Below are 21470 nucleotides of genomic sequence, written 5' to 3' on the forward strand. Positions count from 1 at the left end.
ATTCCTCCCTTTTCCGGTAAGGTTTGCCAATGAAATTCGACCGCGTGGATGTCGCCATCCTGCGCGCCCTGCAAAGCGACGCGCATGTGAAGTCCGCCGACCTCGCGGAATCGCTCGGGCTTTCGCTCTCGCCGTTCTACCGGCGCATCCGCATGCTGGAGGAACGGGGGGTCATCACGCAGTACGTGACGCTGCTCGACCAGGAGAAGGCGGGCTTTCCCGTCAATGCCTATGTGTCGGTGGCGATCGAGAAGAAGAACGAGACGCGCCTCGCCGCGTTCGAGCGCGCGATCTCGAACTGCGAAGAGGTCATGGAGTGCTATTTGATGACGGGCGCGTTCGACTACATGTTGCGCGTGGTGGCGAGCGATATCGCGGGCATCGAGCGATTCGTGATGACGCGGCTCACGAAGATTGAAGGCGTGCGCGACATTCACACCTCAGTCGCGCTGCGCCGCGTGGAATATAAAACCCGGCTGCCGGTACGCGTGCGCGATGAGTGACGAGTGATGCGCGCGAGTTACTCAGGATATCGAATGAATTGACGCGCCGCCATCAAGCCATCAAGCCTTCTGCGCGGTTTTGCGCGCCGCGCGCAATGGCTTGGCGGCATCGGCGCCAGGACGCCCTGCACGCCGTGGGGTTCGCCGCGCCCCCGGTGCGGCCGTGCCCGCGCCCTTTTCCCGCGCCGCTTCCAGTTCGCGCGCCTGCGCATCATGGCTCGCGCGCAATGCGTCGAGCCGGCCTTCGGCCAGGCCCGCCTGATGGCGCAGGTCGCCCAACTGCTTTTGCAGGGACTGGATCTCGGCGCGCGCGCTTTCCTCGGTGCGCGTCGCGCGCTGTGCGGCCGCCTCGGCGTCGCGCTGCAAGCGCACGTTGGCCGTGCGCTCCCGTTCGATCTCCAGCAGTGCGCGTTTTTCCGCCGCTTCCAGACGCGTTTGCGCGAGTTCGGCGCCTGCTCGCAGCTTGTCGAGTTCGGCGGCGAAGTCGGCGCGCGCCTGGGTCAGCGCGGCATCGCGTTCGCGGCTCGCCTCGCGGGCGCGTTCCAGTTCGCCTTCAAGCGCGCCGCGCGTGGCGACGGCCGCGGCCTGCGCCTGCTCCAGTTCCTGTATGCGCACCTGCGCCGTGAGCAGCGCGGCCGTGCGCTGTTCGAGCGCGGCCTCGGTGCGTTCGAGATCGCCGCGCGTGGCGGCCACCGCCGCCTCGGCCGCGCGGCGCACCTCCTCCACTTCGAGGCGCAGCGCTTCGAGCGAGGCCTGGGCCGCCGCGGCCGCGCGCGTCCAGAGCGCGGCCACGAGTTCGCCCGCCGCGCCTTGCAGTTCCTCGGGCAGATCGGCGTGCTCGATGCGCACGCGGCTTTTCTCGCGCAGGTCGGCCCAGAACTCCGAAAGCACGGCGGTGGGGGTGCTCATGCTGCCGCGCCGCACGAGTTGATAGAGCCGGTTGGCTGTGGGGGTGATGCCGAAGCGGAAGAACATCAGCGCGCACACTTCGCGGTAAAGCTCGCGCGTCTTGGGAAATTCGGCCTTGAGGCGCTCGATCTCGGCGTTCAGGCGCACTTCGTCGGGGGCGACGTCGGTCATGGAGGCATGCGGGTATGGAATCCGTCGATATTACAACGTAAAGCGTTGGAATCCTACCGCTTTCACCCGCCCTCCCCAAGCACGCTGGCGCACTCGGTTCAGTGCTTCCAGCAGGATACGTAACGCGAAGTGAGCGCCCCTATCCCTCGATACCGGCAGCCAGTTGATTGCTCGCTGACCGATGCCATTCAGCACGCGACTTGCGACGCACACCACTTCCGCCACAGCTCGCGCAAGGCATTCTCCAGATGCCGCGTAAACCGCACGCCATCGACAAGAGGCGACCTTTCGACCGTGCGACGCAGGTTTGCACGCAGATTCGCAAGACGTTCGAGATCACCCGCCAGCCGCGTAACGATCTGCACATACTGCATGTCGTCCTGCGCAATCAGCTCGCCCAGCCCGAGATTCTCGAGAATACTGCGTCCCGCCCTGGAACAAGTCCCGCCCCCCACGCGCGTGGGTGTCGGCACGCCCATCCATGCCGCATCGAGACTTGTCGTATAGCCATGGTAGGGATAGGTTTCGAGTCCGATATCGATACGATTGTATGTAGAAAGATAGACGGATCTTGCCTGACGCTCGACGAACTCGATACGCGAAACGTCAATGCCATGCAAAGCGATACGACGTTTCAACGGCTCACGCCAGCCCGTGGGGGCGAACTGAATGAGTCGCGCCGAGGGAATGGCGGCAAGCACACGCGCCCATAGCGTTAGCGTGTGATCGGTTAGCTTGCGGGGCGTTGCCAGGCATCCAAAGGTAATGTTGCCGTTCTTTCTAGCCGGCAAAGGCCCAATGGTCGGAATCGTCTTTCCCAGGCCCAGACGAGGATCGAAGCAGGCAAATGTCTGCGGGAGACGGACAAGCGTCTCGCTGTAGCGATCGAGCGTGCAGGTCGCGTCGGGTAAGTCGAGAAAGGGGTCCGTCAATCGATACTGGATCGATTGCAATCCCGTCGTTCCCATATATCCGAGCCACTGTATCTGGATCGGCGCCGGGCGACAAGCGAATGCGAGGAGACGACTACCCTTCAAATGAAGGTTCAAGTCGATGAGGATGTCGATTTCATCTGCGCGGATCAGGTCGGCCAGTTGAGCGTCTGGCAGATGGCGGACATCGCGCCACACGTCGACGAGCTTCATCATTTGCCGCGTGGTTTCGTCAGGCGTCGTGACCACGGAGTAGCATACGACTTCGAATGCCGCGCGATCGCGATGGACAAGAACGGGCATGAGGAACTGCGCAAGTGCGTGCCCTCTGAAGTCGGGCGATACATAGCCCAGCCTCAATCGCCGTCCTGGCGAGCGCTCATTGCGATGAGGCACGGCATGCGTGATCAACGGCGCTTCGTGGAGGGACGCAAACGCCAGACACTCTTTCAGAATGATGCCAGGGTCTTCCGCGCAAAGACACAGTGCGACAATCAGACTTTGATGGACTGCTGCGTCATACGGCGCCAACGTCTTCGCCAGCCGCAGCATTTGAACGCCTTCTTCCACTGCGCCCACTGCCAGCAGGACATCGCTTAGTCCCAGGTGCGCTTCAACGGACTCCGGCTTGATGCGCAAAGCTCGACCGAACGCGACCTGTGCTTCGTCAATGCGTTCGAGGAAACCGAGCAAGCCGCCAAGCAGCATGTACGCCCGATAGTCGTCACCGTGTTCGGCTAACGCGCGCTGAAGCACGCTGACCGCTTCATCAAGGCGGCCATCGGCTGTAATCACGTTGATGAGGCTTACGAGGGCGTCTTCCGATCGTGGCGCGAGTTTGAACGCCTGACGTAATGAGGACTCGGCTTCAACCATGCGGCCACGGCTGCGCAGAAAATTTCCGAGTTCATGATGCGCCTGTGCGTCAAATGGATTCGCCTCCAACGCACTGCGAAGCGCCGATTCAAGAGCCAGAGAATTGCTTTCTTCCGTCAGCATATCGATTGCTTTGCTTTGACAACGACAGCACATCGACGGTAGCTGAATTCCATGGCTGTCGTGTCGTGCCGGATGCTGCGCGGTTCCTGGAACCGGGGATCGGGCGCCAGCTTGTTGTGCTGGCAAATTTCCCCCGTTCCTGCCATCAGGCTCATATGCATGAAACACCTTTGCAAACCTGAAACTCGCGAAAGCGCGCAGCATACTTCGCGTTCATTCTCTATCGTGACCTATGTCTCTATCCGTAGTTCACGATAATGCACGCATCAGTGGTATGACGAGGCAAACAACGTCGGCTGTGTAGCGGTCTGTGCCAGAGGCGCCGTTGAAACGCCTGCACCCGAAGCCCCCGCGTAGGCGGCCATGGCGGAAACCATCTGATTCAAGGAGCTCTGCGCCATCAAACTACCGTCCGCCGCTGCGGTAACGTTGGAAATGGTAACAGCGTTTCCGTCGAATGAGGATCTGTTGGCCCCCCCAACCAGAATCGCACGGTTAGACGTACCCGTCATTGTAAGCATTGCGGCCGACGCGACGTTAAAGATGGCATTGTTCATGTTGACAATCGTTCCGTACGGCACCACCGCCACCGGGTGGAGATTGCCCGCTGCGTGCGTCAAGTCTGAATCCAACAATGTTACCGATGTTTGATTACCCAACGCGTCGACGTACGTTAGCGATTCGCCGGAGCCAACGCCGCCGATCGTCACCACGTTACCGTTACCGAGTTGCACGGTCGCAGCACTATCGATCAACGTGACGGACTTCGTATCCGCGCTACCGGTCAGTCGTCACACTACCCGTGCTCGTCGTAACCGATGGATTTTCCGATATCGATCCCCGCGCTGACCTACTCAACCCGCGCGTGGCATTGCCACTGGTGGCGTACCGTCATGAAAGAGCTGGCTGATCTGCCCGCGCAGTTCAGGCGAATCTCCTCGTGATGCGGCGATCATCGCGTCGAAGACTTGTTGTCGCTGTGGCGGGTTGCTCCAAGTCGGTGCCCATGTCCTCACCTTGACCGGGCGCCCAGGCAGCACGCGCACACACCTCTTCCTGATATTCAGATCTCGCGCGCCGGCCGAAAACGCTCCGCGGACTCTGTGCAGCCGAACTCGGTACACCACCGCCTATACTCTTCACGCCCTCCGCGCCCCTTGAATATGGGACTCCACATGAATAGACGACCATAAATCTGGCAACGAAATCGCCCACTCCTGATGTCGGAATCGCGAAAGAGGTCGGACTTGAGTCTATCGAAACTGTCATGCGTTGACTCCATCCGCATGCCGCCATCCGATGGACTATCAAACACCATTGACTGCGCCTCGCATCCTGCGTCGCGTCGCGACCATACCGGGCCACTGTCGCCGGCTCGACCGGGTTCGCCAATCGCTGAGAACCGTGCCCAGAAGTCGCCCATCGCCTCGGCCACACGCTCCCGTCCCGCGCGATTGCCCTTCGTTGCACTGCGGAACAAATCGAACTCTCCAACCGAATCACGCATCGCAAACGCGATCTCCAGCCCGTGATTCGCGCCGAGCATCAGATCGGGCCGTATCACCGGAATTCTCGGATACTCATCCCAATCGAAGCGATACGTCCAGACATCGGCGTGCCCACCCGCCAGGACGGCATCCGCGACCTCGTCCACCCCTTGAATCCTCCAGGCACGCGACATGTAGTGCGCTTCCTTGAGGTAGGCCGAACGCTTGCGCAGCACGGGCACGCCACAGAACATCCTGGCATGTTCAGGCGCCGTGGCCATGAAGGTCTTGTATTCGTCGCGATTCGCGCCAACGATGAGCGGCACGCGATTCCAGCAGCCCGTGCGCAGCATGTCGACGACCTTCGCCTTGGGGAGCACCTGGCCGTCGCGTATTGGCCGCGGCCCGAGGTAAATGCCCGCGCTCCCCGGCGTGCAAACCTCCAGCAACTGACGAGTTGTGCGCTCCAGGAGAAACGCTCGCAGCCCCTCGTCGCCCATCTCCTCGACGCGCTTCTTCGCGCCCGCGCGGTCCTTTGCTTGACCTGCGGCGATCAAGAGGCGCGCCGTCACCTCCCATGCGCTATTGGCATCGCCCGGCTCGGGGTCGTCGGTCCAGTGCGTAGCCGCCTCGGGCGTAGCGTCCAGCATGGCGGGCGACTGCGCAATGGCGCGATGAAAAAGACCGGCGGCGAGCGGCGACGCAAGCATGTTCAAAACCTGCAACCCGCCGGCCGATTCTCCGAATATCGTCACGCAATCCGGATCGCCGCCAAACACGGCGATATTGCTCTGTACCCAGCGAAGCGCGGCAATCACATCCAGCGTGCCGAAGTTCCCCGATCTGTCTTCCCCGCTCGATGATTCGTCGAACAAGGCGGGATGACGAAACCAGCCCAGCACGCCCAGCCGATAGTTGAACGTCACGACAACCGCATTATCGTGAATGGCATAGTTCCGCGCGATATCGTATGGCGCGGAACTACCGACCGCCATGCCTCCACCATAAATCCAGACCATCACCGGCAGGCGCCGCTCGCGCGCTTCGTCGCCCGCCATGGCCGGCGCGAACACGTTCAGCGTCAGGCAGTCTTCGTCGCCAACGATCTGGCCACGCGATTGGGTCTCCTTGATGCCAGCCAGCAGATCGGCGTATTGCGGCGGCATGGCGCCATGCGAGCCCGCCGCGAAGGTCCCTTGCCAGGGCAGCGGCGGGCGCGGGGCCTTCCAGCGTAGCGGGCCGACCGGCGGCTGCGCGTAGGGGATGCCGCGCCAGGCATGAATGCCCGGCCGTTCGCGCACACCGACGACTTCGCCCGCATCGATCCGGCGGCGAGATTCTTGTTCGAATACCATGGACTTCGCCCCTTTTCAGAACATGTGGCGAAGGCCGATCGTCACGCCGACCGTATTCCCGGTAACGCCGTAAAGCGCGTTATTCACGGCAAGCCCCGTATTCATCTTGCCGTGATTGTTCACGAAGCCCACTTGCGTATACACGGCGCTGCGCTTCGACAGGAGATACTGCGCGCCGACAGCGGCGAGAATGGAATGGTTCGTCGTCTCGTTGCGATCGCTCGTCCAGTAAACGCCGCCGTCAACAATAAGCTGCGGCAAGACGAAATACTGCATGCCGCCACTCACGACGTAATTATTGAACGATCCGGCTACCTTGTAATTGACCACGGAGGCCGAGGTCGTGAGTGAGCCGAAGTGGTAGGAAATCCCCAACAAGCGCCCAATAAAGGCCACGTTGGTGGGAGGAACGGTCGACACGGTCCCCCCTGCATTGCCGTCATAGAAGGCGGCGGCGGCGGTCAGCGAGCCATTCTGGTAAATCAGGCTGGCGCCGTACTGGCGCCCCGCCTGGAAGTCGCCCGCCTGACCGCCCATCGCGAGCATCACGCTGCCCTGAAGGCCCCACAAGTTCGGGCTCGTGTACGAGATCGCGTTCGAATTGAAAATGCTGGTGCCGAGCACATTGTCGATATACGTGACCAGCCCGCTGCCGAACATCGAATAGCCGCGCGCGTCAGTGGCGTAGCCTGCGTTGAAGAGCGGCGAGAACTGCACCCCGGCCTTCAGTTCCCCATAAGGGCTCGCCAGCGACACCCAGGCCTGCCGCCCGAACAGATTGCCGTTGGAATTGCCAAAGCCGCCGTTGGTGAGGTCGATCCCGCTTTCCAGTTTGAATTTCGTCTGGAATCCTCCGCCCAGATCTTCGGTTCCGGAAAGACCGAACAAACTCGGATAGCTTCCGCTATTGAGCAGCGAATACTGCGAGCCCGCATTGGCTCCGGTTTGCGGATTCAGCGACTTGCTCGTATACAGCAAAGCCGTATCGGCAATGCCATAAAGCGTGACGCTGCTTTGCGCGTGTACTTCGTTCGCAAGAAGAAACCCGGTCGCAAGAAGACTCATGCTCACGACCTTCCTGACTTCGCCCATTTTTTTGTCTCCAACCATATAGTTATACTAATTTTATTTTTCGAAGGGATAGCTTCATCCCTTCCTGCACCTACGATCCACTCATCCCTGGCTAACCGGCATTGACGATCTGGACAAGGCGTTCGCCAATGATCACGCTCGGCGCCATCGTGTTGCCCGTTGTGAGGTTGGGCATGACCGAAGCGTCCGCAATGCGCAGCCCGCGCACGCCTCTCACCCGCAGCTTCGAGTCGACAACGCTGGCTTGATCGCTGCCCATCGCGCAACTACCGACAAGATGGAAGTAGGTGCCCGTGGCGTTGCGCACGAAGTCCTGCATCGCGGCGCCGGTGAGCGCGCCGGGCATGACTTCGCGCTTCACGTATTCCGACATTTCGGCCGAGTTGCCGATTTCACGGCACAAATCGACACAACGGACCAGTGCGGCCAGGTCTTCCGGCTCAGCCAGATAATTCGGATCGACCTTCGCCATCTTGCGGTAATCGTTCGATACGAGCGTGACCTGCCCGCGGCTTTTGGGCTGCACGAGACCCGGCGAGAGCGTCCACGCATTCTTTGGCACGTCGAAGCGCTTTGCGTTCGTGTCGGTGACGAACGGCACTTCGATCTGAAACGGCTGGAGGTCGGGCGCCTTCAGGCGGTCGTCGCTTTTGGTGAAGAACGTACACTCCGCCAGATTGTTTTTTGGCGGCGTCACCTTCTTGTATTCCCAAACGCAGCCACCGAGCAGAATGTGGTCGCGCAAATTCCGGCCGACATTCGGCGAATTCACGGTGGCCTTGATGTCAAGCGCCGCGAGATCGCTGGCATTGCCAATGCCGGAGAGCATCAGGATTTTCGGCGTGCCCACCGTGCCGGCGGAAAGAACGATTTCCTTGCCGCTTTCAATACGTTTTTCCCGGCCTTCATACACGAGCCGGATCGCTTTCGCCTCGTCGCCGGCCAGTTCCAGTTTCACGACCGTCGCGCCCGTGAGCACCGTGAGGTTCGGGCGCTGCAAGGCAGGATGCAGGTAGGCCGCGGCGATGGTATGACGACGCCCATCCTTGATGAGCGCCTGGGCAATCCCGCACCCGCCGGCCTCTTCCATCGTCTTTCCGTTCAGGTCGTCCGAAGCGGGAATGCCGGCCTTTGCCGCCGCCGCGACGAGCGCTGGCGCCACCGGATTCGGGTCGCGCAACCGCTCGACGAAGACTTCGCCGCCCTTGCCGCGCCACGGCGAAGGTGCGCCTTGCCAGTCTTCGATACGGCGATAAATCGACAAAACCGAATCGTAATTCCACGCGGCGTCGCCCGTGATCCCGGCCCACTCGTCATAGTTCGCCTTGTGGCCGCGCGCCCAGACCATCACGTTGATCGCGCTGCCACCGCCAATTCCGCGCCCCATCGGCAGCGGTATCGTGCGCCCATTGCAGTGGGCCGCGTCGGCGTACTCGTAGACGAAACTGCGAGGCGTGCCGATGTTGGTGGGCCACAAACTCGGGTCCAGCACGCTTTTTTCTTCGTTCCAGCCGCCCTCTTCCACCAAGAGAACGCTCACATGCGGATTCTCCGAAAGGCGCGAAGCCACGACACAACCCGACGAGCCCGCCCCCACGACGACATAGTCGTAGCGGGCCTTCAGATTCTTGACGTTGCGCTGTTGGGTGCTCACCGCTTTTTCGGCTTCGTTGGCGAAACTCACCGCCGAGACCGCCGACATGCCCGCAGCCGCGGCAAAGCGCATGAAGTCGCGGCGGGACATTTTCCCGCGCATCAGCGCATCTTCCGCGAGGGAAAGCTGCTCTCCGGCAGCGGTATAAGGATGCTTCTGGGAAGCCATGGTCGTCTCCTGTGATACTGCCCGCCGCCGTCCCGGGAGCGGGCTTTCATTATTTAGCTCTGCTTGTTTTCAGCGTGTTATCCGGTCAGAACGGATATTCGATCGGAGCGTCCATGGCGCTGATCCATTGCGTCTGCGTGAATTCCTCGACATTGGCCGGCCCGCCGAAGCGGCCGCCATTTCCAGAGGCGCCCATGCCCCCAAACGGCACCTGGAACTCGCTGTTCACGGTTTGATCGTTTATGTGGATCATGCCGCTCTTCAAGCGTCTGGCCACGCTCATCGCCGCCGACATCGACCCGGAATGAACCGCAGCGGCAAGACCGTATTCGCTCGCGTGAACCAGTTCGATCGCCTCGTCGACGGAATCGAACAGCGTGACCGGCGCGACGGGGCCGAAGATTTCGTCCTTGAAAGCAGGCATGTGCGGCGTGACGTCAGCCAGCACGGTGGGCTCGAAGAACCGGCCACGGCGCTGGCCGCCGGCGGCAATCACCGCGCCCATCTCCACGCTGTCGCGCACGATGCGCTCGACGCGCTCCGCCTGGCGGGCATTGATGAGCGGACCGATATGCACGGGCTCCGTGGCGGGATTGCCCACTGCCAGCTTTCTCGCGCGCGCGGCGAGCTTCGCGACGTAGCTCTCGGCCACACTGCGGTGAACCAGATGACGACCCGCCTGCATGCAGATTTGCCCCTGGTGCAGGAACGCGCCCCATGCCGCGCACGAAGCGGCTTTGTCGAGATCGGCGTCGGGCAATACGATGATCGGATTATTGCCGCCCAGTTCGAGCGAGGTCTTCTTCAACATGCGCCCGCAGGTTTCGCCAATCTGCCGGCCAACCGCAGTCGAGCCCGTAAAGGAAATCATGCCGACGGCCGGGTGGCGCACCACGGCATCGCCCGTTTGCGCGCCGCCTGGCAGCACTTGCAGCACACCGCGCGGCAAGCCGGCGTCCTCGAACAATTCCGCAATCAAAGCGCCGCCCGTTACGGCGCTTTGCTGATCGGGCTTGAGGACGACGGCATTGCCGAGCGCAATGGCCGGCGCAACGGAGCGCAAGGCGAGCAGCAGCGGGAAATTCCACGGCGCGATGACGCCGACCACGCCGATCGGCAACCGGCGCCAGGTGTTGGTCCGCCCGGGCATGGAAGAGGGAAACAGCGTGCCGGTGGGGTGCATCGGCAGTGCGGCCGCCATGAGCAACTGCTCGTAGCTCGCATCGAGCTCCCACTGGGCCTTGGGAACGATCGAGCCGCACTCGCGCACGTTCCAGTAATTGAAGCGCTCCGCGCGGGCCTTGATCAATCGGGCCGCTTCGTGCAGGACCGCTGCGCGCTTGTCGAACGTCGTTTCGGCCCACGCGCGTTGCGCGACGACAGCGCGCTCAATGGCGGTGTCGACATCTTCTCGCGACGCGAGGGCGATTGTGCCGATCTGATTGTCCGTTGCGGGTTCCATCACCGGTGCGGTGGCGCCCGTTCCCTTGACCCATTCACCGAGGAAGATTTTCCCGGTCCACTGCCCTTCGCTGCCTGTACCCGTCATGTGTGTCTCCGAATGTCATCGTTAGCGCCGCTGCCCCGCATGATTCGAACGGGCGCCAGCGTGATAATGATGAGTGATTCGGAGCCGCAGAAGTTGTCCAGCACGCGCCAACTCCTTGTCCATGGCGCCACCGGATTCGCGCAGCCTGCGCGCAGCGTCGTGCCTTTCTCCCGGCTTACTGCGCAGCCGCAGCCGCCTTGCCGCCTTCGCGCAATTCCTTGGGCGTAGCGCCGTAGCGCTGCTTGAATAGACGGCTAAAGTGCGCGGCGCTCGCGAAGCCGCAGCGCCAGGCGATCTCCTCGATGCGCAAACCGTCCGCCTTTGCCGACGTGAGGAACTGATACGCCCTTTCCAGCCGCTGGTTCCACAGGTAGCGCATGGGCGACGTACCCTCCTCGCGAAAAATGCGATTGAGGTAGCTGATCGAAAGCCCCGCCGCGTGAGCGATGGTCGTCGCATCGAGCGTTTCGTCGCCGATATGCTGTGCGATGAAGCGCTTGACCCGGTATCGCGCCGCCTCGCCCGTCCGGCTCGCGGGGCGGGAATCGGCGTGCAGCAGCACGTCCATCAGGTCCAGTAGCTGCGCGCCCAAAAGCGTGCGCGTTTGCTCCGCCAGGCCACCGCCTCGCGACGCAATCACGCGCACCATGTCGTGAACCGTCTGAACGTCCGGTGACTGGACGTCCGGAGCGAGCCAGTGATTGAAATGGCTCGGGTAGCCGCGCTCCCGAAGCGCCGGCTTGGGACAGGTCACGACGACCAGCCGCGTTTCCTCTTCGACGTATTCCAGAAACGGCGCAGCCGGATCGACAATGACGAGGCTGCCCGCCGCAAAGCGGCGCTGTTCCCCGTTCTGCTCAAACCTCGCGGTCCCGTTGACCACGAGCTTGAGATAAAGCTGATCCTCCGTCTGCTCCATCTTGCGGCGCGGAGCCAGCGTCTGCGCGCTCATGCGAACCTCGGCGACACACACCTCGCCGATCTCCCGCCTGTCGATCTCGACCTCGCACGAAGGCCCCGGATGACGCTCGCAATTCAGCCCATAGACCTTTTCGAGCACCTCCCGCCATTGCGCGAACGCCATGCTATATCGCGGCTGCGTTGCGGGATTGGCGCAGGGGACGACCCGGTTAGCGTTCATCGCGGTCACGCCTTTTGAAAATGATGGAAAGTGCCGCGCGCGAGGCTAGAAATGAAAAGCGCTCATCGTCGTGCCGAGCCGCATGCTTTGCTGACTCAATACGCCGGCAATGGCGGCCGCGTCCTCCACCATCGACGCGTTTTGCTGTGTCGTCCGGTCGATCTGCGAAATGGCGCCGCCCACTTCCACAATGCCGCGGCCCTGCTCCTCCGACGCCACCGAAATCCTTCCAACGAGCGCCGAAACGCTTTCCGAAGACGCCACGATGCGCTCGATGGTTTGCCGCGCTTCCAGCACGACGTCGGCGCCCCGGCGGCTCTGATCGACCGAGTGATTGACCAGTTCCTTGATTTCCTTTGCCGCCGCCGCGCTGCGCTGCGCGAGATTGCGCACCTCGGCGGCAACCACGGCGAAGCCCCTGCCTTCGGCCCCGGCGCGGGCGGCTTCCACGGCGGCGTTCAACGCGAGAATATTGGTCTGGAAAGCGATGCCTTCGATCACGGCCGAGATTCCCGAAACGCGGCCCGCGCCCTCGATGATGCTTCCCATGGTCGACTGCACGCTGACGATGGACTTCGCACCTTGTGCGGCGGCATTGGACGCCTCGCCAGCGAGTTGCGCCGCCTGCCTCGCGTTGTCCGCGTTCGATTGCACGGCGCCCATCAGCTCCGCCATCGCCGCCGAGGTCTCTTCCAGCGCCGAAGCCTGGTCGTCCGTTCTCGCTGAGAGCTCAAGGTTCGCCGTGACGATTTCGCCCGATTTTCCGCTCACGGTTTCCGTAATGCTCTGCGCTTCGAGCACCATGCTGATGAGACTGCGATGCATGGCACGCAAGGTCGTAACCAGCTCGCCGATTTCGTCTCGCGTCTCCCGATCGGGAAGTTCGCACGCGAGGTCGCCTGCGGCAAGCCGTTGACAGATGCCCACGAGCGCACGCACCTCGACAACGGCGCGCCTGCGCATGCTCAAGCCATTGCGCAAAAGCAGCAGCACGCCAGCGAGGCCAATTGCACTCACCACGGCGCCGCTTTCCCCGCCGGATGCCATGTACCGATCCGCCGCCAGCGCCCCCGCCACGACGATCAGGATACCGAAGCATTGCCAGAGGTAAGCGTCGACCGAATCCGGTCTTATCCACCGCATGCAGCCACGCAGGCCGGTTCGCACGATACGCCCATTGCGCACGGCAAAGCCCGATGAGCCGCGTTTGAGTGCCCGGTATGCTTTCTCCGCAAGCGCGACCTTCTGCGCGCCTGGCTTCGACCTGACGGTCGTGTAGCCGGTGTGGCGTCCCTCGATGACCGTGGGTGTCACGGTCACATCCGCCCAGAAGGACCTACCGTCCTTACGGCGGTGCTTCATGACACCGTTCCAGGCGCCGTTGGCCTTCAGCGTCTTCCAGAGATCGACCGAAACCTGCTCCGGCATGTCCGGGTGATAGAGCAGATTGCTCGGCGCGCCCTGCAACTCCTCCATCGTGTATCCGCTGATTTCCGCGAAAGCGGGATTCGCATAGCAGATTTTCGCCTCCGCATCGTTACGCGTGATGAGGAAAGCGCGTTCATCGAACGGATCGTCGCCGCTGCCCGGCACATCGTGACTGGTTTGTTCTTGCATGCTCCGACGTCTCCTCTCCACCCCGTTTTTGTCGTCGTCCACAATGGACCGCCACACTCTGGATCAAGCAGGCGCCCGATACCCCCGGTGGTACCACGTCCATCGCCGACCGATTTTTCTTGCCGTCTGGCGTCAGAAGCTAGATGAGTTCCGACTTCGGCATCGAGGCTGGCGCAGTGAGTGACTGGCTGCCGCAATGTAGGTAAATGCACTTTATAGCATTTTTAACATGCATTAAAATGCGTATTTATGCTGATCTCGTACCGGGAGCACCAGGAGGACTCACATCCACAAGGCATTTCGAACCCTAATTTTTGAGCGAAGGCGAAGCGTTCAGGGAGGCACTTGTGGTGGCCGAGGGATTGCGCCTCATTCGCTCGCATAGTGTTGCGTGCACTCGTTGTCAAACGTGATAGACGTCGAGCACCTGCCGGATGGAGTCGTTCGTCAATACGCTCTTCTTGTGTGCGATCGGGAAGCCGTCGCCCGCCTGGCGCAGCGTGACGAAGTTCATGACCAGGGTCTCCTTATATTTTTATAACACTCAATATGACGTCGCTCCCGTGAAAGAACGGACATGCTGCGCTACTTAGTCTCCTGTCGTGGCTTTATACACGCCGTGCCCGCGCAACGTCCAATACCATTTAGGTCGGATTTCATACCTTGCCAATATGGAGATGTCTCTGCTTGCCGTACTGTCATCGGAGCAGGCGTTCCCCTCACGGCTCTGCGGTCATCGAAAGCGATCAGACGCGGCGGCACATACACAAGTTGAGGTGATCGTTGCAGTTCCTGGCGAGTTGCAGCATCAAGCCAACGCACTTTCAGGAACCAGTCCATTTTACGTTTTCGCTCTAAGCAAAATTTGGTTCACCACGATAATAATTGGACTCCTTAGCAAAGGATTCCATCACTGCGATCGCAATCGTCACAACGCAATCCAGGATCGCGCGCACGAACCAGCGTTCGCCCTTTGATTCAGCGACCGCGTTCCTCTACAACGTTTTGATATCGCCGGCGCACCGCGACTCCACCACCGTTCCAACCAACGCCGCCGGTTCGTCGAGGAGTCTGCGCTCAAGTTCGTCTTCGTCAACAAGCGCTAAAGCGCCTCTGAGCATGTGCGTGCTCATCCGGTCACAGTTTCATTCCTCTATGGATTCCGCCGCCCACACTGTCATTCGCCTGCGGGCGCGATCTCCAGGCGGTAACCCACACCGTAGATGGAGCGAACCATGTCCTGCTCGGGCCGGATCGTCTGGATCTTGCGCCGCAGGTTCTTGACGTGCGAGTCGATCGTGCGGTCGGCAACCACGCGGTGATCGTCGTAAAGCGCGCGCAGGAGATAGTCGCGCGCGTAAATGCGGCCCGCGCCCGCGTGCAATAGCGCGAGCAAACGGAATTCGATGGGGGTGAGGTGCAGGTCCTTGCCATCGAGGCGCGCGGCGTGATGCGGCACGTCGATCGAAAACGGAGACGCCGCCGCACCCTGGGCTTCATGATGCGCTCGCGCAAGCAGTTCGCCGCGCCGCAGGATCGCCTTGACGCGCGCCACGACTTCGCGCGGGCTGAACGGCTTGCACACATAATCGTCGGCGCCCAGTTCGAGCCCCAGCAAGCGGTCAATCTCGTCCACGCGCGCCGTGATGATCATCACGGGAATGGCCGAGAACGCGCGCAGTTCGCGGCACACGTCGAGGCCGCTGCGTCCGGGCAGCATCAGGTCCAGCAGCACCATCGACGGCTGATGCGCGCGCACGTAGGGCACGACCTCGCGTCCGTCCGAAAGGATCGCCGTGACGAAATCCTCCTTCGCGAGGTAATCGGCGAGCAGCGCCGCGAGCTTGGGCTCGTCTTCGACGACCAGTATGGACGGCCGTGTGGTCGAATCAATCATGATGCGTGTGTAGTCGAGGGAGTTGAACCAGGATCCGCAGTCCGCCGAACTCTGAGCGCGACGCCTCGATGGTGCCGCCGTGCTGCTCCACGATGTGCTTGCACAACGCGAGACCGAGTCCCGCGCCGCCGCTTTGGCGGCTGCGCGAAGGATCGACACGGAAAAACCGGTCGAACAGATGCGGCAGCAACGGCGCGGGAACGGGCGGAAACGAGTCCTGAACGTCGACGTGGATATCGTCGCCGTTCGACGAGACGGTGAGGCGTACGCGGCCCCCGGCATTGGTATAACGCAGCGCGTTTTCCAGCAGATTCTTCCAGAGCTGCGTGAGGCGATAGGGGTCGCCCGCAAGCGTTGCGTGAGGACCGGCCGGGTCGAACTCCAGCGTGATCTCCTTGGCGGCGAGACGCTCGCGAAATGCGTCGCATGCGGCTTCCACGATCGGCACGAGGTCGAGCGGCACTTTCTCGAAGGAAAGCTGGCCAATGTCCGCAAGCGACAGTTCGTAGAGGTCGTCGATCAACTGGCTCAGCATGGCAACTTCGGACTGCAAAGAAGCGATGGTTGCCGCATCGGGCCGGCGCACGCCGTCCTCGATCGCCTCCAGTTCGCCACGCAGCACCGAGAGCGGCGTGCGCAGTTCGTGAGAGATATCGGCGATGAAATCGCGCCGGTTGCTCTCGGCTTTTTCGAGCGACGCCGCGAGGCGGTTGAAATCGTTCGCGAGCCTCTGCAATTCGTCGCTGCCTTTGGCCGGCACACGCGTGGCGTAGTCGCCTCCCGCGAGCCGATGTGTGGCCGTGACGATGCGCTTGACGGGCGTGAGCAGGATGCGGGCGAGAACGATCGAGATCGCGGCGGAAAGCAGTGCGGTAAAGCCCACGATGATCCACGTCGCCTGCATTTGACGGTTCTTGAAGCGCTGCTCGGCCTGATTGATGAGCGCTTCCGGTCCCGACACCGAGACCCAGCCGACCGTTTGCCCATTCACGCGCAGCGGATGGCGCACGGCGTCGGGCGGCGGGGGCGGCCCCGCGTGCGTGACCTGGTTCATGTGCGCGTCGTAAAGCGTAAAGGGCGGACGATGCGGCCGCGAGCCATCGGCGAACCCCGGCGCGAACGGCGCACCCTTGCCGCCCTCCTCGTGCATGCCAGCGGGCGCATCGGGCGGGTGGCCGTCACCCGGCGGCCCGCCTGGCGGCGGCCCTTCGTCGAAGGGCGGTGGCCCCTGCGTCTCGTCGAGAACGAAATCCCAATTGCCATGCTGGGCGTACGAGGCTTCCAGTTCCCGCTGAAGCGCCGCCAGTTCCGTCGCGCTTTGCTCGTCCAGAAAATCCACGAAAGCAAATTCGAAACTCGTGCGGATCGCCACGCCCATGGCCACGGTGGCGAGCAAACAAGCCGAAAGGATCGCGAGAAAGAGTTTGGAAGTGACGCTGGCTTTCATGACGGGCCGGGCCGGTAGCGATAGAACGCGAATGAAAGAACGAAAAGCGGCCAAAAGAAACGACAAGAGTAATGAAAATGCAAGCGTAGCTATAAGGCACTATTTTCACCCGAAGCGGACCGTTACGTGTGCGCCGTCCGCCCAAATTCACACTTTCTCCAGATTTCCCTTCTTTTTCCTGCACCGTTGTTCCGTATGATCCGCTGCAATCCATTCCCATCCAGGCCGCCGTTACGCGGGGATCGGATGGGACGACGTGCATGACATGGCAAGGGACAGATCGATGAACATTCACGTGCTGCTAGTCGAACCCGACCAGGCGCGCCGCGACGAACTGCGGACCTATCTGCAACGTCAGCAGATCGCAGTGTCGGTGCTGCATGGCGCCGAACGGCTGGACCAACGCCTCGAGCGGGAAACGCCGTCGCTCATCATTCTGCGGCACGAGGCGCCCACGATGGACGGCATCGCGACCCTGCGCACCCTGCGCGAACGAGGGTGGCTCACGCCCGTGATCATCGTGAGCCAGTCCGCTGACGTGGCCGACAAGGTGCTCGCCTTCGAATTCGGCGCCAACGACTATATGGTCGAGCCGTTCGATCACCGTGAACTGCTCGCGCGCCTGTATCACGCGCTGCGCTGCAAGATGGATTTTCCCGCGTCACCGCACCGGGCGCCGAGGTATGCCTTCGACGGATTCGAACTCGACGCCATGGACAATCTGTTGTTCAAGGACGGGCTCAAGCTGCACGCGCCGCCACTCGACCTCGCCGTGCTCACGGTGTTCGCCGCGAACCGGCTGCGCCCGCTGTCGCGCGAGCGCATTGTGAGCCTGCTCGATCGCAAATCGAAAATTCACGCGCGCAGCATCGACGTGATCGTTTTTCGTCTGCGCAGGCTGCTTGGTCTGTCGCCTTGCGGCCGCCAGTATATTCAGACCCGCTATCGGGATGGCTATGTCTTTTCCCCCGACGACGCCCTTTCGTATCTGGACCGCGATCGCATGACAAGAACTCGCGTTGGCGAGGGCACTTGCGAGCAAGCTTCAATGGCGAGCCATTAACGCGCATCGTGCCGCAGGTGCGAATGAATATTGCACAAGCTACTTTTTATCGTAGTCCTACCCATTTTCACGAATAGATACGACATGAAGAAAACCGTTTCCCTCTTTGGCCTGCTTGCATTGATTTCGGCGCTCGGCGGTTGCTGCTGGTGGCCGTATTGCGGTCCCGGTCAATGGGGCGGCCCAGGCGGCCCTGGTGGTCCGGGAGGACCCGGCGGCGGTGGCGGCGGCGGTCCGCACGGTGCGATCGTCGTGCCGCAGTCGTCCGCGCAAGCCTGATTTCGCGCTGAAAGCGGCTCGCTGGCGGAAATATGAAGAAAGATCGCGTAACCAGGAAACCGCCGCACAGTGGCAACATTCGTGTCCATTCCATCCACCTGGTCAGGCTCGCAACCGATGTTTCAGACCGACTGCGCGGCGCCCGCCCGGCGTGACAATACCGCAACTGGCCGCGCCGATGTGCCCGCGCAGCCACGCAGCGCGGCGTTTGTCCTGTCGCCCGCGCTCGGAGACTCACTGAATCTGCTTGTCGTCGCGCACAACCTCGTGCGCGCGGGCTGGCAGGTGGAAATATTCGGTAATCATGCGTGGTCGCTTGCGCGCTGGTTCCCGCATCTGTCGATCCATCCCGCGCTCGGCGAGGAAGACGCACGCCAGCGGCTGGCGAAGTTCGGCGTCGTGGTGCAAATGCACCGCGACCGGCCGCTGAAGCATCTGCGGGCATGGCACCGCGGCTTCATCGATCTGCACGACATCGAATACGAAACCGGCGACCGGTGCATGGCGCACCGCTTCGCCGCGTTCGCGGCGGCTCATTTCGCGCTGCCCTCCGTCGAGATTTCAAACGGCATACACGCGCCGCAAGCGTTGCAGTACCGGCGGCACGCCCAACGCGTGGCGCTTCACCCGGAGGCGAGCACGCCCGACAAGCGCTGGCTCGCGCGCCGCTTCATTGGCCTGTCGCGAAGCTTGCGCGGGGAAGGCTTCGCGCCCGAGTTCGTGGTGGCCGAAAGCGAGCGCCCGCACTGGCTGCCGCTGGCAGGCGAGATGCCGCCATTGCATTCGTTTCGGACTACGTCCGATCTCGCGGCATGGCTCTACGAATCGGGCTGGTTCATCGGCAACGATTCGGGCGTGGGGCATCTGGCCTCGGCGCTCGGCATACCGACGCTAACCGTATTTCGCCGCCGACGCGTTGCGCAACGTTGGCGCCCCGGATTCCAGCGCGGCGAGATCGTGTTGCCGCCGTGGTGGCTGGCGAGCGCCGGTCTCAAGGAAAAGTGGTGGCGAGAAAGCATCTCGACGAAGCGCGTGCAGCGCGCATTTCGCGTCTTGCGGGCGCGCTTCGCGCCGCAAACGGAGTAACGCGCCAATCTCAACGCCCAAGCCGGCGGCGAACGGTTGCCGCCCAACCCTTCACATCAACATGAAAATTCAGATCCAGGGCAGCGTTGCGGTGGCGCTTCCGCCGCCGATTGGCGACAGCCTCATCGGGCTCGTGCTCGTCAACAACCTCGTTCGCAACGGCTACCGCCCAGTCGTGTTCGGCTGGGTGGCCGAGCAACTGGAGGCCTGGTTTCCCGGCTTGACGGTCGGCTATCCGAGCGCATACGCGGGCGCCTTCGACACGGTGATAGAACTGCGTCCGACCGACTTCGGCCCGATGCTGAGCCGCAGCGGCAATACGGTGTGCCTGGCTGACCTGCCCGAATATGGCGGATCGAGACACATGATCGACCGTATCGCGGATATTGCCGCGAACGTATTCGATCTGCGCCACGTGACACATTCGAACGGCCTCGTCGTACCGGCGAGCGTGCAGCGCGGACGGTGCGCGAATCGCGTCGTGATCCATCCGACCGGCAGCCACCCGGAAAAAATGTGGAGCCGCGAAAAATTTCTCGCGCTCGCCGACGAACTCAAGCGCGCACACCTGCATCCAACCTTCCTCGTCGCGCCCGGCGAGATTGCCGCCTGGCGGCAAGCGACGCTGCGTGGCCACGAAGTCCATTCCCTGGCGCGGCTCGAAGACGTGGCGGCGTGGATCGCCGAATCGGCGTGGTTCATCGGCAACGACTCGGGACCGGGCCATCTCGCTTCGTCGATCGGCGTGCCGACGCTCACCCTTTTCATGCGGCGCGGCCTCGCGCGTACGTGGCGCCCCGGCTGGGGGCCCGGCGACATCGTTTTGCCGCCCAACGTCATACCGTTCGGCAATCTCAAGGAGCGGCTCTGGAAGCAACTGCTCAGCGTAAGCCGTGTGATGGCGCACTTTCAGGCGCTGCAATCGCGCTCCTGAGCGGGGCGTGCGCGCCCGGCTTCGCAGCGGGAGCGCAGCAGTCACGAAACCACGGCCGTGTCGAAGCGGCCAACTTCGAAGAAGCGAATCGCCATGAAAATCGGTGTTTCCTGCAACGTGATGCAACATAGCGGCGGCATGGAGCGTTACGCGCGAGACCTCGCACGCGGCATAGCCGAGCGCGGCTTTCGCCCGGCGTATTTCGCGCGGCGCCTCGACCCGACGCTGCCGGAGCACGCGATGATCGACCCGCATCGCATCAACGTGTCGTTTCTGCCGGGCAAGCTGCGCGACGCGTGGTTCTCATGGCGGCTGCGTCATGCGAGGCGTGCAGCCGCCGTAGACGTCATGGTCGGCTGCAATCGCGTGGACAGTTCGGATATCGCCGTGTGCGGAGGAACCCATCGCGGGTTTCTCCGCGCGAGCGGCCGCAAGCCGACGCTTTTCGATCGTTGGCAGATTGCGCTGGAAGAACGCCAATACGCCAACGCCGCGATCATCCTCGCGCACTCGCCCTTGATGCGCGACGAACTGATCGAGCTATATGGCATTCACGAGGCCAAGGTGCGCATCCTGCGCCCACCCGTCGACACGGCCCGCTTCACGCCGGTCGATGCGCCTGCGCGGGCGGCGCTGCGCAAGCGACTGGGCTTCCAGGACCACGAATGCGTGCTGCTCTTTCCCTCGAGCAGTCATGTGCGCAAGGGTCTTGCTCTCGTTGAAGCGGCCTTGCGGGACCTCGATGAACCCGTCGTCGTCGCAGTCGTCGGCCGCCCGGTGGGCGCTGTCTCGCCGCGTGTGCGTTATATCGGCTTCCAGCGCGAGATCGAGGACTGCTACCGCGCAGCCGACTTCACCATCCTCGCCTCGGCCTATGAGCCGTTCGGGCTGGTGGGTATCGAGTCGGTCATGTGCGGTACGCCGGTGATCATTCCTTCGACGATGGGTTGCGCCGACGTGATTGCCAGGCACGCGAAATACGTATTCGAGCGCCGCGGCGTGCTGTCGCTGCGCGCGGCGATCAGGCGCGCAGTGGCCAGCCGGTGCGCCGCGACGACGAACCGCGAGAAAGCCGTGCTTTACGACGCCAGCGTGGCCGCTCACATCGACTCGCTGCTTGCGCTTGCAAACCTGGTTCACGGCGGATAAAGGAATGGTGCGAGGCGGTTGAATGTCGAGTCCGCCGC

The 21470-nt window shown here is 62.4% G+C and carries 17 protein-coding genes and 1 pseudogene; 6 read left to right on the forward strand and 12 right to left on the reverse strand.

Annotated features, from left to right (window positions below):
- Nucleotides 1-29: 29 nt before the first annotated feature.
- Nucleotides 30-503: an Lrp/AsnC family transcriptional regulator gene (locus C7401_RS43025; RefSeq protein ID WP_112178150.1), complete on the forward strand. Its 474-nt coding sequence runs from the start codon at nt 30-32 to the stop codon at nt 501-503.
- Nucleotides 504-563: 60 nt separating this feature from the next.
- Here the strand turns inward: C7401_RS43025 and C7401_RS43030 are convergent, their stop codons facing one another.
- The 12 genes and pseudogenes from C7401_RS43030 to C7401_RS43085 form a co-directional block, all read right to left on the reverse strand.
- Nucleotides 564-1583: a DNA-binding protein gene (locus tag C7401_RS43030; RefSeq protein WP_112178151.1), complete on the reverse strand. Its 1020-nt coding sequence runs from the start codon at nt 1581-1583 to the stop codon at nt 564-566.
- Nucleotides 1584-1771: 188 nt separating this feature from the next.
- Nucleotides 1772-3514, reverse strand: coding sequence for an O-linked N-acetylglucosamine transferase, SPINDLY family protein (locus tag C7401_RS43035; protein WP_181565834.1), 1743 nt, complete (start codon nt 3512-3514; stop codon nt 1772-1774).
- A 266-nt stretch (nt 3515-3780) separates the two neighbouring features.
- Nucleotides 3781-4269, reverse strand: coding sequence for a hypothetical protein (locus C7401_RS43040; protein WP_112178153.1), 489 nt, complete (start codon nt 4267-4269; stop codon nt 3781-3783).
- Nucleotides 4270-4577: 308 nt separating this feature from the next.
- Nucleotides 4578-6356, reverse strand: a complete 1779-nt coding sequence (locus tag C7401_RS43045) for a carboxylesterase/lipase family protein (protein WP_112178154.1) — start codon at nt 6354-6356, stop codon at nt 4578-4580.
- A gap of 15 nt (nt 6357-6371) precedes the next feature.
- Nucleotides 6372-7448, reverse strand: a complete 1077-nt coding sequence (locus tag C7401_RS43050; protein ID WP_112178155.1) for a porin — start codon at nt 7446-7448, stop codon at nt 6372-6374.
- Nucleotides 7449-7539: 91 nt separating this feature from the next.
- Complete coding sequence (locus C7401_RS43055) at nt 7540-9270, reverse strand: GMC family oxidoreductase (protein WP_112178156.1); 1731 nt, start codon at nt 9268-9270, stop codon at nt 7540-7542.
- 85 nt (nt 9271-9355) lie between these two features.
- On the reverse strand, nt 9356-10819 hold the full coding sequence (locus tag C7401_RS43060) for a benzaldehyde dehydrogenase (RefSeq protein ID WP_112178157.1): 1464 nt from the start codon (nt 10817-10819) through the stop codon (nt 9356-9358).
- A 175-nt stretch (nt 10820-10994) separates the two neighbouring features.
- Nucleotides 10995-11903, reverse strand: a complete 909-nt coding sequence (locus C7401_RS43065) for a helix-turn-helix domain-containing protein (protein WP_181565835.1) — start codon at nt 11901-11903, stop codon at nt 10995-10997.
- 102 nt (nt 11904-12005) lie between these two features.
- Nucleotides 12006-13577, reverse strand: a complete 1572-nt coding sequence (locus C7401_RS43070; RefSeq protein ID WP_112178159.1) for a methyl-accepting chemotaxis protein — start codon at nt 13575-13577, stop codon at nt 12006-12008.
- A gap of 403 nt (nt 13578-13980) precedes the next feature.
- Nucleotides 13981-14085 (reverse strand): annotated as a pseudogene (locus tag C7401_RS43075) (benzoate 1,2-dioxygenase small subunit); the annotation flags it as partial.
- Between the two features lie 669 nt (nt 14086-14754).
- A complete protein-coding gene (locus C7401_RS43080; protein WP_112178160.1) occupies nt 14755-15474 on the reverse strand; it encodes a response regulator in 720 nt (239 codons plus the stop codon).
- Entirely contained in the window at nt 15467-16921 is a 1455-nt protein-coding gene (locus tag C7401_RS43085) for an ATP-binding protein (protein WP_112178161.1), read from the reverse strand. The genes C7401_RS43080 and C7401_RS43085 overlap by 8 nt, the downstream gene beginning before the upstream one ends.
- Before the next feature lie 283 nt (nt 16922-17204).
- On the opposite strand from C7401_RS43085, the gene C7401_RS43090 reads away from it, so the two are divergent.
- From C7401_RS43090 to C7401_RS43110, 5 genes are all read left to right on the forward strand, one after another.
- Nucleotides 17205-17984, forward strand: a complete 780-nt coding sequence (locus C7401_RS43090; protein ID WP_181565836.1) for a response regulator — start codon at nt 17205-17207, stop codon at nt 17982-17984.
- 84 nt (nt 17985-18068) lie between these two features.
- On the forward strand, nt 18069-18263 hold the full coding sequence (locus tag C7401_RS43095; protein WP_112178163.1) for a hypothetical protein: 195 nt from the start codon (nt 18069-18071) through the stop codon (nt 18261-18263).
- Between the two features lie 81 nt (nt 18264-18344).
- Nucleotides 18345-19349 (forward strand): glycosyltransferase family 9 protein, encoded by a 1005-nt coding sequence (locus C7401_RS43100; protein ID WP_258397474.1) that lies wholly within the window; start codon nt 18345-18347, stop codon nt 19347-19349.
- Between the two features lie 61 nt (nt 19350-19410).
- Entirely contained in the window at nt 19411-20283 is an 873-nt protein-coding gene (locus C7401_RS43105) for a glycosyltransferase family 9 protein (RefSeq protein WP_112178164.1), read from the forward strand.
- Between the two features lie 93 nt (nt 20284-20376).
- Nucleotides 20377-21432 (forward strand): glycosyltransferase family 4 protein, encoded by a 1056-nt coding sequence (locus C7401_RS43110; RefSeq protein ID WP_112178165.1) that lies wholly within the window; start codon nt 20377-20379, stop codon nt 21430-21432.
- Nucleotides 21433-21470 lie beyond the last annotated feature (38 nt).

Origin of the sequence: Paraburkholderia unamae (assembly GCF_003268775.1) — a bacterium.
GTDB classification, from domain to species: Bacteria; Pseudomonadota; Gammaproteobacteria; order Burkholderiales; family Burkholderiaceae; genus Paraburkholderia; species Paraburkholderia unamae.

What these genes read in the sequence shown, in the direction of transcription:
- C7401_RS43070 (WP_112178159.1), bottom strand. Translation starts at nt 13,577, where the DNA reads ATGCAAGAACAAACCAGTCACGATGTGCCGGGCAGCGGCGACGATCCG.
- C7401_RS43045 (WP_112178154.1), bottom strand. Translation starts at nt 6,356, where the DNA reads ATGGTATTCGAACAAGAATCTCGCCGCCGGATCGATGCGGGCGAAGTC.
- C7401_RS43090 (WP_181565836.1), top strand. Translation starts at nt 17,205, where the DNA reads ATGAACATTCACGTGCTGCTAGTCGAACCCGACCAGGCGCGCCGCGAC.
- C7401_RS43035 (WP_181565834.1), bottom strand. Translation starts at nt 3,514, where the DNA reads ATGCTGACGGAAGAAAGCAATTCTCTGGCTCTTGAATCGGCGCTTCGC.
- C7401_RS43105 (WP_112178164.1), top strand. Translation starts at nt 19,411, where the DNA reads ATGAAAATTCAGATCCAGGGCAGCGTTGCGGTGGCGCTTCCGCCGCCG.
- C7401_RS43055 (WP_112178156.1), bottom strand. Translation starts at nt 9,270, where the DNA reads ATGGCTTCCCAGAAGCATCCTTATACCGCTGCCGGAGAGCAGCTTTCC.
- C7401_RS43060 (WP_112178157.1), bottom strand. Translation starts at nt 10,819, where the DNA reads ATGACGGGTACAGGCAGCGAAGGGCAGTGGACCGGGAAAATCTTCCTC.
- C7401_RS43065 (WP_181565835.1), bottom strand. Translation starts at nt 11,903, where the DNA reads ATGGCGTTCGCGCAATGGCGGGAGGTGCTCGAAAAGGTCTATGGGCTG.
- C7401_RS43110 (WP_112178165.1), top strand. Translation starts at nt 20,377, where the DNA reads ATGAAAATCGGTGTTTCCTGCAACGTGATGCAACATAGCGGCGGCATG.
- C7401_RS43025 (WP_112178150.1), top strand. Translation starts at nt 30, where the DNA reads ATGAAATTCGACCGCGTGGATGTCGCCATCCTGCGCGCCCTGCAAAGC.
- C7401_RS43095 (WP_112178163.1), top strand. Translation starts at nt 18,069, where the DNA reads ATGAAGAAAACCGTTTCCCTCTTTGGCCTGCTTGCATTGATTTCGGCG.
- C7401_RS43030 (WP_112178151.1), bottom strand. Translation starts at nt 1,583, where the DNA reads ATGACCGACGTCGCCCCCGACGAAGTGCGCCTGAACGCCGAGATCGAG.
- C7401_RS43080 (WP_112178160.1), bottom strand. Translation starts at nt 15,474, where the DNA reads ATGATTGATTCGACCACACGGCCGTCCATACTGGTCGTCGAAGACGAG.
- C7401_RS43085 (WP_112178161.1), bottom strand. Translation starts at nt 16,921, where the DNA reads ATGAAAGCCAGCGTCACTTCCAAACTCTTTCTCGCGATCCTTTCGGCT.
- C7401_RS43050 (WP_112178155.1), bottom strand. Translation starts at nt 7,448, where the DNA reads ATGGGCGAAGTCAGGAAGGTCGTGAGCATGAGTCTTCTTGCGACCGGG.